We start from the raw sequence: 11,637 nt of genomic DNA on the forward strand, positions 1-11,637 counted from the left end.
ATATACTAGCAACCCCAGCAGCCGGATATCAATTTGTTAACTGGACATCATCTGGCGGCGGAACCTTTGGTGATGCTTCCGATCCCAGCACCACCTTTACCATGCCAGGTGCTAATGTAACGGTTACAGCCAACTTTGCACTTATACCACCAGATACCTATACTCTGACTATGGCTGAAAACCCCGCTGGCAGTGGAACAGCTAGTGACCAAACTGGCACAGGGCCTTATGAAGAAGACGAAACAGTTAATATACTAGCAACCCCAGCAGCCGGATATCAATTTGTTAACTGGACATCATCTGGCGGCGGAACCTTTGGTGATGCTTCCGATCCCAGCACCACCTTTACCATGCCAGGTGCTAATGTAACGGTTACCGCTAACTTTGAGCTTATACCAGATGGTCCATTACCTGGACCAGGACCCACTATAACCGTGGCTGGAATAATGGACTACACCATTACTGCCAGCAGCGGCAGCGGCGGCTCTATTTCTGACGAAGGTATAACCACTCTGGCGGAAGGTGAAAGCAAGACTTACACCATAACTCCCAAAGATGGCTATCAAATATCAGAGGTAGTAGTTGATGGTTCATCTATAGGTGCAGTAGAAACCTATACTTTCTCCAATGTATCAGCAGACCATACCATCCATGTAGACTTTGGTATAGTGGGACAGGTTGGTGTGGCTGGAATTACTGAACAAGATGCAACTATTGAAGTATTAGGCGTAATGGAAGAACTGCCTTATACCGGACATAACTGGTTGTATTCTTTAGCGGGTATGCTGTTACTGGCCATAGGCAGCTTTGTAATCTCCTGGAGACTAAAGCTGGCTAAAGCTAGTAAATAATATACTATCTAAATGTAAGAAGCCCGGGACTTCCCGGGCTTCTTGGCTTGGCGTCCTCAAACTTGTAAAAATATATTTAATTAGTGAAAACGGTGGTAACTACTCTTCTACCGCCGTTTTCTGCTATTCCTATACCTATACTTCCGTACTGGGCCCTCAGTATGTTAGCAGCATGGGTGGGGCTGTTCATCCAGGCATTGGCAAATACTTCCGGGCTTCCGGCAGCAGCAGGGGAGGACTGGGCCAGATTCTCTCCGGCATTCCTGTAGCCGACACCATTTGCTTTCAGGAAGTTAAATATGTTATTGCCTTCCGGGGTATAGTGGGAGAAATAACCCCTGGAGAGCATATCTGCGCTTCTTTGCCTGGCTATATCAGTCAAAGCCTGATTAGGGGCCAGGGCATTAAGGCCGTTAGCCTGCCTTATAGCATTAATCTGGTTTAGTACCTGCTGCTCATAACCATTAAGATTAGCTGTGGTCTGTATGGCAGCTACTTCAGCATGGGCATAGGTTCTGCTGGTATTGGAACCGTTTAGTGATCCGGGGTTAATTCCATAGTTGGCACAAAGTTGATTAAATTCCTGGGAGTTAACGAACCCGGCTAAAACATACTCCCTGCTCTGGCCCTGGTTTAGCTCTGACATCCAGCCATTGTAACCGCCTGGATCAGGGGCTCGGTCAAAAAAGGCAGCATACATTACCTGGAGAAACTGTTCATTACTTACATTCTTGGCTTTAAATTCATCGGAGAATATAAAGTTTCTGGCCACATCTGCTCCAGTAAGGGAACCGGAATTAAGTCCGTTTACCCAGCTAGCCAGTCCTGCGGGATCAGGCTGCCTGTTTAAAGTTACCTGGTACATCCTGGTAACAAAGCTGGTTACTCCGTCTACGCCCTTAACTTCTATGGAAGCAAAACCCAGGCTGCCTATGATCAGAGCAGCCGCCAGTATTATTACCAGCGGTAAAGATATTAATATTGATTTCCTGTAATTAAATTTCTTAGCCATTTCAACCTCCTTGAATAACTTAGGTTGAGGCAGAATGGCTTACTGTTTTAGAGCATAAAAAAAGTAATAGCCGGTTGCACCACTGGCTCCCTACATTTCGAGGTGCCCAATTATGAAATGTAAGTCATCGCCTCTATTACCAAGTTAATGGTTATTAAGTTTTCAAATATACTTTAATTTATTTAACAATACATATAGTAATAACAATAAGCAATAATGTCAAGAAGATTTTTACGATAAATTTAAATATAATTATATTTATAAAATTATAATAATAATATTGATTTTATTTTCTCTTAACTATAAAAAAAATACCCTGTATAATTTAGGTAAAAAGTAAGAAAAGACCCTATGGAACTGCAAAAATTATTAAGTACTGATATTAAAAATTTAGATAAACAGCGGGCAGAGACTGTAGTAGCAGACCTGCGGGAAGAAATAAATAAGTATAACTACTATTACTATATTAAAGATAATCCTATTGCCAGCGATGCTGATTATGATCGGCTGATGAGGCTGCTGGAGCAGCTGGAAGCCAAGTTCCCTGCGCTGGTAACTCCAGATTCTCCTACCCAGAGAATAGGCGCTCCCCTGGAGGGCGGATTCAATACGGTAGAGCATGGAGAAAAGATGCTAAGCCTTCAGGATGCTTTCAGTTATGAAGAGCTTAAGGCTTTTCTGGACCGGGTCTATAAGGACTTGGAGGCCCAAGACGGTGATATTGAATTTGTGTGTGAATTAAAAATTGACGGCTCCGCTGTATCACTGGTCTATGAGCAGGGTAGTTTTGCCAGGGGCGCTACCAGGGGTGATGGGGTAACCGGGGAAGATATAACCTCCAATTTGAGGACCATAAGGGCCATACCATTGACTTTAAGAAGAGAGGTTGATATTCCAGAGATACTGGAAGTAAGGGGAGAGGTCTATCTGGGCAAAGATGAGTTTTTGCAGATAAACCGGCAGAGGGAAGATGATGGATTGGCTGTTTTTGCCAATCCCCGCAACGCGGCTGCCGGGTCTTTAAGGCAGATTGATCCGGCACAAACTGCCCAAAGGAGGCTTAGTGTTTTTATATATGGTGCAGTTAACTATCAAAGTTTGGGTATAGCTACCCATTACCAGATGCTGGATTACCTAAAGCAGGCCGGCTTTAGGGTAAATCAGCATGTTAAGAAAGTAGCGGGCTATCAACAGATAAAGCATTACTGTGACCAGTGGGAAGAGGAAAGAAAGAAACTTCCTTACGAGACTGACGGTATAGTTATAAAGGTAAATGAGTTCTCCTATCAGGAAAAGCTGGGCCAGACTTCCCGGAATCCCCGGTGGGCTATAGCCTATAAGTTCCCTCCCCAGCAGGAGGTTACCCGGGTGCTGGATATCAAGGTAAGCGTGGGCCGGACAGGGGCCCTTACCCCGGTGGCTAAATTAGAGCCGGTAACAGTGGCAGGGTCTACTGTATCCAATGCTACCCTTCACAATGAGGATGAAGTCAGGCGGAAGGATGTAAGGATAGGAGACTGGGTTATAGTACATAAGGCAGGGGATGTCATACCGGAAATAGTTAAGGTTATTAAGGAAAGGCGCAAGGGGACTGAAAAAAAGTTTATTATGCCTGACCGCTGCCCGGTATGCGGTTCAGAAGTTGTCCGGCCTCCGGGAGAAGCGGTCAGCCGTTGTATCTCTTTGGCCTGTCCTGCCATTCAGTTTGAGGCTATAGTGCATTTTGCTTCCAAAGGGGCCATGGACATTGACGGGCTGGGGCCGGCTATAGTCCAAAAACTATTAGATGCGGGTTATATTGAGGATCCTGCTGATATTTATTACTTAAATTATGACCAAATAATTTCACTGGAAAACTTTAAGCAAAAGTCTACCCAGAACCTTCTGGATTCTATTGCTAACAGCAAGACCCAGCCCTTGTCCCGTCTTCTTTATGGCCTGGGTATAAGGTTTGTAGGCCAGCATGTGGCCCAGGTACTGGCAGACCATTTCGGGGACCTGGATACTCTTATGGCAGCCGAGTATAGCCAACTGGAATCCATCCATGAAATAGGGCCCAGGATTGCAGACAGTGTGGCCAGTTTTTTTAGGCAGGAGCAGAACTTAAAGATAATAGAAAAGCTAAGAAGGGCAGGCCTAAACTTTTCTGGAAAGAAAAGAGAAGTAGAAAAAAGGGAAGAATTTGAGGGCAAGAATTTTGTATTAACTGGAAAGCTGGAGGATTTTACCCGGGACCAGGCAGCCCAGATTATTGAAAAATTTGGGGGAAGGGTAACTTCTTCGGTCAGCAGGAATACGGATGCGGTAGTTGCCGGCAGCGATGCCGGAAGTAAATTGGAGAATGCGGTCAGGCTGGGTATAAAAGTAATAGATGAGTCACAATTTAAGCAGATGATAGGGTGATGGCCATAGATAGGGACAGCAGCAAGTTTCTGGATATAAAATGGAATGTAAGGGATGCCCTGATATCTGTATTGGCGCTGATTGCTCTGCTGGTGGGCATTTATTTTAGTACGGCCAAGATCCTGGAGTTTATTAGCGGCAATGAATATTTAAGCATAACCAGCATCAACAATTTGAGCTTCAGCGTGCTTTACGGCATACAGGTGCTGCTGATGGTAGGCCTGGTTTGGTTTTTTGCTATCTACTGGAGAAAATCTACCCCCCGGGACCTGGGGTTAAGGTATTACAGCATTTTTAAGACCTTGTGGTATACTTTTTTGGCCTTGCTGGCCATTTTTATCTTGAGTTTTTCTTATGTATATATAGTAAGCTCAGCTTTTAATATTGAAGCCCCTACCAGTAAAATAGAGCAGCTGGTAAGGGGAAGAAATATTTCTACCAATATATTACTGGTAGTAGTAGCGGTAGTTGCCCCTTTTTCAGAGGAAATATTTTTCAGGGGATTTTTGTATTCTGCTTTTAAAAAAGCCTGGGGAATAAATGCAGGGCTGTTTTTATCTTCCCTGCTTTTTGCCCTGGCCCATATGGAGATATACAGCTTTATACCCATTTTTCTAATTGGCTGGATTTTAGCCTATATGTTTGAAAAAACCAGGTCTCTTTTTCCGGTTATATTTTTACATGCCATTTATAACCTTATATTGATATTGTTGCTGTTAGGGCAGGTAGATATGATAAACCTGTACTAATAGTGGCAAAAATTTGTTAAAATATTGTATCAATTTCAATTAATAGCTTAAAGGTATTTATGAAAAGAATCAGCAAACAGGATGTTGAGCAGGTAGCAGTGCTTTCTGAGTTGGAGTTTGATGATGCGGAAGCTGAAAAAATTACCCAGCAGCTGGATAGGATCCTGGATCATGTAGCCCGGATAAGCGCTGTAAATACGGAGGGTATAAAACCTACCTCTCATGTACTGGATTTAAGCAATGTTTACCGGGAAGATGAACCCAGGGAGTCGCTTTCCCAGGAAGAGGCTTTAAAGAACGGGCCAGACATTATGGATAACGGGTTCAGGGTACCCAAGATTGATTAGTTTTGGAGGATTTGGTGGATCTTAATTATCTGAGTGCAGGCCAGCTAGGTAAATTATTGCAGGAGAGGCAAATAACCAGCCGGCAAATAACGGAAAGTATAGCTAAAAGGATAGAAGAAGTTGACGGTACTCTAAACTGCTATATTACCAGGACTATAGAAACAGCTTTAGGGCAGGCGGATGAGGCTGATAAATTTTTGGCTAAAAATAAAGGGAGCTATTTTACCGGCATACCCTTGGGCATCAAGGATAATATCAGCACCCGGGGGGTAAAGACAACCTGCGGTTCCAGGATATTGGATAACTTCATACCGGTATATGATGCTACCGTTATCAGTAAATTAAAGGACGAGCATGGGGTGTTTACCGGTAAACTTAATATGGACGAGTTTGCCATGGGCTCTTCCAATGAAAATTCATACTATGGCCCGGTTAGGAATCCCTGGGATATCCAGAGGGTGCCGGGAGGCTCCAGCGGGGGCCCGGCAGCCTGTGTAGCTTCCGGGCAAGCCATATGCAGCCTGGGTTCTGATACCGGGGGCTCCATACGGCAGCCGGCTTCCTTGTGCGGAGTGGTAGGGCTAAAACCCACTTACGGCAGGGTATCCAGGTACGGCCTGGTAGCCTATGCTTCTTCGCTGGACCAGATTGGCCCCCTTACCCGCACGGTGTCTGATGCTGCGGCTATGCTAAATGTTATTTGCGGCCATGATTTTATGGATTCTACTTCCCTGGACAGCGAGGTACCTGATTTTACCAGTTATTTGGGCCAGGATATCAAAGGATTAAAAATAGGGGTGCCCCAGCAGCTGATGGTTCCCCAGATGGACGGGCAGGTAAAGGATGCAGTAACTAAATGCCTGGCCCGGCTGGAGGATATGGGGGCAGATATTGAAGAGACTTCCTTGCCCAGCTTGGAATATGCGCTAAGTGTCTATTATATTATTTCCCCTTCTGAGGCCAGCTCCAACCTTTCCCGGTTTGACGGGGTAAGGTATGGTTACCGGACCAGCAATGCGGCGGGTTTGAGGCAGATGTACAAGAAGACCCGGTCGGAAGGGTTCGGAGAAGAGGTAAAAAGAAGAATAATGATTGGCACCTATTGCCTGTCTGCAGGTTATTATGATGCCTATTATGAAAAAGCCCAGAGGGTTAGGACTTTAATTATCCAGGATTTTGCCAGGGCTTTCAGCAAATATGATGTGCTGGTTTCCCCCACTTCTCCTACTACCGCTTTTAAACTGGGGGAAAGGATGCAGGATCCCTTGACCATGTATATGTCTGATATCTGTACCATACCGGTGAACCTGGCCGGGCTTCCGGCTATTTCCATACCAGTGGGCTTGTCCCGTGAGGGGCTGCCCATAGGTTTTCAGCTTATGGGAAATATTTTGCGGGAAGACCAGGTGCTAAAAGCAGCCTATAATCTGGAACAGGCGGTTGAATTTAAACATAAGCCCCAACTCCAGGCAGGTGGACATGGCCGGTAAGCAAAAATATGAGGCAGTGATGGGTTTAGAAACCCATGTGGAGCTGCTGACTGAAACTAAAATGTTTTGCGGATGCAAAATTTCTTTTGGAGAGGATAAGAATATTTATACCTGTCCGGTGTGCCTGGGCCATCCGGGCACTTTGCCGGTAGTGAACAAGAAAGCGGTAGAATATGCCTTGAAGATAGCCCTGGCTTTAAACTGCAGCATAAACCATTACACCATATTCCACCGTAAAAACTATTTTTATCCTGACCAGTCCAAGAATTACCAGATTTCCCAATTTGACCTGCCGCTAGGGGTAAAAGGTTATCTGGACCTGGATATGGGGGATTATACCCGGAGGGTAAATATCACCAGGGTGCATATGGAAGAAGATACGGGAAAACTGGTCCATACCGGCTCTACCGGCAGGATCAGTGAAGCGGGAGCAAGTATTGTAGATTTTAACCGCTGCGGCACTCCTTTAATTGAGATTGTTACCGAGCCTGATATCAGGACTCCGGAAGAGGCCAGGCAGTATATGGTTGAACTCAGGAATCTAATTTTATACCTGGAGGTAAGCGACTGCAGCATGGAGCAGGGAAGCCTGCGCTGTGACGCCAATGTTTCTATCAGAAAACAGGGAGCCGGCACCCTGGGCACCAAAACGGAAATAAAGAACCTTAACTCTTTTAAATTTTTGCAGAAAGGGCTGGCCTATGAGATAAAGAGGCAGACCGCCCTGTTGGAGTCGGGTAAAGAGGTTATTCAGCAAACCAGGCATTATGATAACAATACTGATACCACCAAGGCCTTAAGGTCCAAAGAAGAAGCCCATGATTACCGTTATTTTCCTGATCCGGACCTGGTGCCTTTAAATATTGAACAGGAGCTGATAGACAGGGTAGCGGCAAGTATACCAGAGCTTCCCCAGCAAAAAGCAGCCCGGTTTAAAAAACAGTACGGCCTCTCCGATTATGATGCTGATTTTTTAGCTAATGACACTTATATGTCCCAGTATTTTGAAGATGTATGCCAGCATTATGGTGATGCCAAAGCGGTTTGTAACTGGATAATGGGCGACTTTAGCGCCCTGGTCAACCAGCAGCAAATACCTTTTGAAAAGGCCAAAGTTAAAGCCCGAGACCTGGCTGAAATGCTAAAGATGATAGATAGCGGCAAGATTAGCAGCAAAATTGCCAAGTCTGTATTTGAGCAGATGTTTTCCACTGGCCGTAAGCCGGAAGCCATCATAGAGGAGCAGGGGCTTACCCAGATCAGCGATACCGGCTTGCTGCAGGGTATTATAGATGAAGTTATAGGGAATAACCCGGAAGCCGTATCCCAGTACAGGGAAGGCAAGCAAAAGGCCATCGGTTTTTTGATAGGCCAGGTAATGGCCCGGACCAAGGGCAAGGCCAATCCCAAATTGGTTAATGAAATGATTGTAAAAAAAATCAAATAATTTTTAAAGGGAGGCATGGAATGATTAAAAAAATTGGAGTACTGACCGGTGGAGGTGACTCCTCTGCCATTAATGCGGCCATAAGGGCCATTAAGATGAAAGCTGTCCATTATGGTTATGATCTATTCGGTATCAGAAACGGTTGGGAAGGCTTAATTGAGGGCAAGGGGTTTGACCTTATCAAGAATGGGGTCTCAGGAACCCTGCCCATGGGGGGCACTTATCTGGGAACCAGCAGAACCAATCCTTTTAAAATTGAGCAGGGAGTAGAAAAGGTAAGGGCTAATATAGAGAAATTTAACTTGGATGCCCTGATTACCATTGGCGGAGACGACACCAATGGGGTGACTTTAAAACTGGCCCAGTTTGGAATAAAAGGGGTAGGCATACCCCAAACCATAGATAATGATATTGCTTATTCTGATTATTCCATTGGTTTTGATTCAGCTTTGGAAGTGGTGACCGATGCTATTGACCGGCTGCATACCACCGCCTCTTCCCATCACCGTATTATGATTGTAGAGGTTATGGGCAGGGATGCCGGCTGGCTGGCCCTGCACGGGGGACTGGCCGGAGGGGCAGATGTCATACTTATTCCTGAAGTACCCTTTGATTATGATGATATTTTGGAAGTGATAGATAACCGTCAGAAAAAAGGTAAGGAATTTAGCATCATCGTGGTAGCAGAAGGAGCCAAACCCAAGAATTTGGACCAGCAGGTAACAGCTTCAGGCAAAGTTGATAATTTTGGCCATGTCCAGCTGGGAGGCATCGGGGATTTCCTGGCTAAGGAAATTGAGAAAAGAAGCGGCCATGAATGCCGGGTAACTGTTCTGGGGCATACCCAGAGGGGAGGCAGGCCTACTGCCTTTGACCGTATACTGGCCACCAGGCTTGGTGCCAAAGCGGTAGACCTGGTGCACCAAAAAGATTTTGGTAAAATGGTTTGTTTTAAAGACAATAAGGTAATAGCGGTTCCCTTAAGCCAGGCCCTGGAGAGCCAGAAACCCATGGATATGGAGCTGTACCAGCTGTCCCGGCTTTTTCATTAGGATACTTTAGGCAGGCTGCCTGCAGCCTGCCTGTTTAATTACTTTCCACCAATTTATGCTTATAGGTTGACACCGGGGTTTTAATGTATATAATAGTATACAAAATATATATAATACTATAAACATAATTTTTCTAATAGCTTTGAAAGATAAACATCAAAAACTTGATAACCAGCTTAGGCGGTGCCGGTTTGAACATAATGAAATGTCCCAGCAGGAACTGGCCAATGCGGTAGGGGTTACCAGGCTAACTATTCATTCCATCGAAACCGGAAAGTTTAATCCGTCGGTTATGCTGGCTTTAAAGATTGCCAGCTTCTTTAATAAAGCTGTAGAAGAAATTTTCTACCTTAAGCAGAAGTGAGGATAGGATGAAGCGTAGCATTAAAAACTGGAACTTTATGGTGATTGCCCTGGGGGTTATCTCTCTGGCAGGGCTGGCCTATAATATGTTTTTTTACCAGAGGTTAAGGCCGATTATTTTGGCTTTTGGTGATGCGCAGCCGGTACTGTCCAGCATGGAGAAAGTGGCTGCAATCTGGTTTATCCTGATTTTTATATCCCATGGCCTGGCTTTGGCCTGGGTTATGATTAACCTAAGGCTGTTTAGGAAGGAAAGCCTGCTATTATCCTTACTGCTGTTTGCAGGACTGCTTTCCATGTTGATGGTGGTGGGAGATTTTACCCTGCTAAGCGATATTGGCAAGGAATACAAACAGGGCTGGGACACCAGCGGGGAATGGATCATACTTTATATCAGCCAGGGGCTTCATTTCCTGTTCTGGCTACTGCTGATTATAATGGCGGCGGCAGCTGTACCAAAGGGCTTAAAAGAAGCCGGCCAGTTCATAGTCAAGGATGAATCCATCTTTTTAAATGCCCAATACATGGGCGTATTCTGCGGATTATCAGGTATTATAATATTTGCCCTGCTTTCGGCTTATATGCCTTTATGGGCTTTAAAGAAAGGAATTTTTATAGTTAGCCTGTTATTGCTGCTGCCCTATTTGGTGATAGTGGCTTACTGGCTGATAGTAAAATTAAAGGAAAAGGGCAGGGAGTGGTATGACGAGAAACAATTCCAGGATATATGCAGGGCAGGCCTGGTATCTACGGTATTGTCCATGGTGTTCATGCTGACTATGTATATAATACAGTATTTTACGTCTACTGAGTTTATATCTGTTGTCTGGTTTCCCTTTTACCTGTTTTTAATTTTGCTTATATTTTCAGCATCAACCCTGTATTTTGCTAAGAGAACCTGATTTTGGAATAATTATTCTGTTTGTGATTTCTTTAATATATTGGGTTATAATATTAAGAAATACTATAAATACAGGGGTTAAATGGAAAGTGTTCCCAAAAGTAAATGGCCTCTTTTTGCCCTTCTGGCTCTAAATACTATTCTTGGACTGCAGATCCTTAAGGCCTTTTTATCTCTACTGGTTAATTTTTTAAGGGAAAGACCAAATATCAGTTTAATAGAAGTGGCTATATATGCCCTGGCTACCTTCTGCGCGGTATTTTTGGCTGGCTTTTTATTTAAAGCTGGCCCCTGGAGGATGCTGTGGATACTTATGGCGGTTATAGTTTTGGCCAGGGCTGTGCTCCAGGTAAGCTCCTGGGGGCCATTAAGCCTGGCTGCTGCTGCGGCAGGCACTGTATTATGGATAGCCAGCTTTATTTTTTTCCTGTCGGTACTGCCTTCTATACAGGCCGGCCTTCTGGCAGGGGCCTTTATAGCAGGCATCAGTATAGAGACCGCTTTGCATGGGCTCTACGGTACCTGGGACCTGATATGGAGAAGGGATGCAGTAAGTTTGGCCTTGGGCTGGGGCCTGGCTGCTGCCCAGCTTATATTAACTTCTATTGTGGCAGACAGGATTACACCATACCCCTTTAAGGGTAAAAGAAGGACCGGCTTTTATGCCTTTATCATTTTTATGCCGGCGGTATTCCTGCAGCTGCTTAAGTTCCAGAATGTAGCTTCCATTAATGCTTATAGTGAGGTTGGCCTGGGCTGGAGCCTGGCCATGGTACTGGTATCCAATATATTGGCTTATGTGGTGATAGCCAGGCTGATGGGTACCCGGGCCCGCCGCCTGGTTAGCATAATAATGGCAGCAGCAATAGTTCTCTCCTTTATTCCTGCCAATTCTGCTTGGCTGTATGTGGTCCAGGCGGCCTTAGGAAATATTGCCTGCCTGTGGCTTATATCGGCTGCCTTTATCAAAGGTATGGGCCAGGAAAGGCAGCATAACCTTTACTGGCCTTATGTGGCTTCAG

General features: G+C 45.0%; 11 protein-coding genes and 1 riboswitch. Of the genes, 10 read left to right on the forward strand and 1 reads right to left on the reverse strand.

The features are described 5' to 3' along the window. Positions 1–851: hypothetical protein (locus PHN32_08170; protein MDD3777565.1), on the forward strand; the 851-nt coding region annotated here is incomplete at its 5' end. A gap of 76 nt (positions 852–927) precedes the next feature. Here the strand turns inward: PHN32_08170 and PHN32_08175 are convergent. Further along, positions 928–1,863 (reverse strand): DUF4214 domain-containing protein, encoded by a 936-nt coding sequence (locus PHN32_08175; GenBank protein ID MDD3777566.1) that lies wholly within the window; start codon positions 1,861–1,863, stop codon positions 928–930. A gap of 59 nt (positions 1,864–1,922) precedes the next feature. Further along, a riboswitch (cyclic di-GMP riboswitch) is annotated at positions 1,923–2,007 on the reverse strand. Between the two features lie 207 nt (positions 2,008–2,214). Between PHN32_08175 and ligA the strand changes: the two genes are divergently transcribed. The 9 genes from ligA to PHN32_08220 form a co-directional block, all read left to right on the forward strand. Next, the gene (gene ligA, locus PHN32_08180) at positions 2,215–4,266 is read left to right on the forward strand and encodes an NAD-dependent DNA ligase LigA (GenBank protein MDD3777567.1); all 2,052 of its coding nucleotides are present in this window, start codon (positions 2,215–2,217) and stop codon (positions 4,264–4,266) included. Then, the gene (locus PHN32_08185; GenBank protein ID MDD3777568.1) at positions 4,266–5,015 is read left to right on the forward strand and encodes a type II CAAX endopeptidase family protein; all 750 of its coding nucleotides are present in this window, start codon (positions 4,266–4,268) and stop codon (positions 5,013–5,015) included. Before ligA ends, PHN32_08185 begins: the two co-directional genes overlap by 1 nt. Positions 5,016–5,074: 59 nt before the next feature. After that, entirely contained in the window at positions 5,075–5,362 is a 288-nt protein-coding gene (gatC, locus tag PHN32_08190; GenBank protein ID MDD3777569.1) for an Asp-tRNA(Asn)/Glu-tRNA(Gln) amidotransferase subunit GatC, read from the forward strand. Between the two features lie 14 nt (positions 5,363–5,376). Next, positions 5,377–6,852 carry an Asp-tRNA(Asn)/Glu-tRNA(Gln) amidotransferase subunit GatA gene (gene gatA, locus PHN32_08195; protein MDD3777570.1) on the forward strand — a complete coding sequence of 492 codons (1,476 nt, stop codon included), beginning with the start codon at positions 5,377–5,379 and terminating at the stop codon, positions 6,850–6,852. After that, positions 6,842–8,299, forward strand: coding sequence for an Asp-tRNA(Asn)/Glu-tRNA(Gln) amidotransferase subunit GatB (gatB, locus tag PHN32_08200; protein MDD3777571.1), 1,458 nt, complete (start codon positions 6,842–6,844; stop codon positions 8,297–8,299). Before gatA ends, gatB begins: the two co-directional genes overlap by 11 nt. Before the next feature lie 20 nt (positions 8,300–8,319). Beyond that, the gene (locus tag PHN32_08205; protein MDD3777572.1) at positions 8,320–9,351 is read left to right on the forward strand and encodes an ATP-dependent 6-phosphofructokinase; all 1,032 of its coding nucleotides are present in this window, start codon (positions 8,320–8,322) and stop codon (positions 9,349–9,351) included. A 136-nt stretch (positions 9,352–9,487) separates the two neighbouring features. Next, the gene (locus tag PHN32_08210) at positions 9,488–9,715 is read left to right on the forward strand and encodes a helix-turn-helix transcriptional regulator (GenBank protein MDD3777573.1); all 228 of its coding nucleotides are present in this window, start codon (positions 9,488–9,490) and stop codon (positions 9,713–9,715) included. A 7-nt stretch (positions 9,716–9,722) separates the two neighbouring features. Beyond that, entirely contained in the window at positions 9,723–10,616 is an 894-nt protein-coding gene (locus PHN32_08215) for a hypothetical protein (protein ID MDD3777574.1), read from the forward strand. 81 nt (positions 10,617–10,697) lie between these two features. Continuing rightward, the coding region (locus tag PHN32_08220) for a hypothetical protein (protein ID MDD3777575.1) at positions 10,698–11,637 on the forward strand (940 nt) is incomplete at its 3' end.

This window comes from Actinomycetota bacterium, assembly GCA_028698215.1.
Classification (GTDB): domain Bacteria; phylum Actinomycetota; class Humimicrobiia; order Humimicrobiales; family Humimicrobiaceae; genus Halolacustris.

Bases quoted from the DNA above. Each gene is read 5' to 3' on its own strand.
- PHN32_08175 (MDD3777566.1), bottom strand. From the start codon at position 1,863: ATGGCTAAGAAATTTAATTACAGGAAATCAATATTAATATCTTTACCG.
- ligA (MDD3777567.1), top strand. From the start codon at position 2,215: ATGGAACTGCAAAAATTATTAAGTACTGATATTAAAAATTTAGATAAA.
- PHN32_08185 (MDD3777568.1), top strand. From the start codon at position 4,266: ATGGCCATAGATAGGGACAGCAGCAAGTTTCTGGATATAAAATGGAAT.
- gatC (MDD3777569.1), top strand. From the start codon at position 5,075: ATGAAAAGAATCAGCAAACAGGATGTTGAGCAGGTAGCAGTGCTTTCT.
- gatB (MDD3777571.1), top strand. From the start codon at position 6,842: ATGGCCGGTAAGCAAAAATATGAGGCAGTGATGGGTTTAGAAACCCAT.
- PHN32_08205 (MDD3777572.1), top strand. From the start codon at position 8,320: ATGATTAAAAAAATTGGAGTACTGACCGGTGGAGGTGACTCCTCTGCC.
- PHN32_08215 (MDD3777574.1), top strand. From the start codon at position 9,723: ATGAAGCGTAGCATTAAAAACTGGAACTTTATGGTGATTGCCCTGGGG.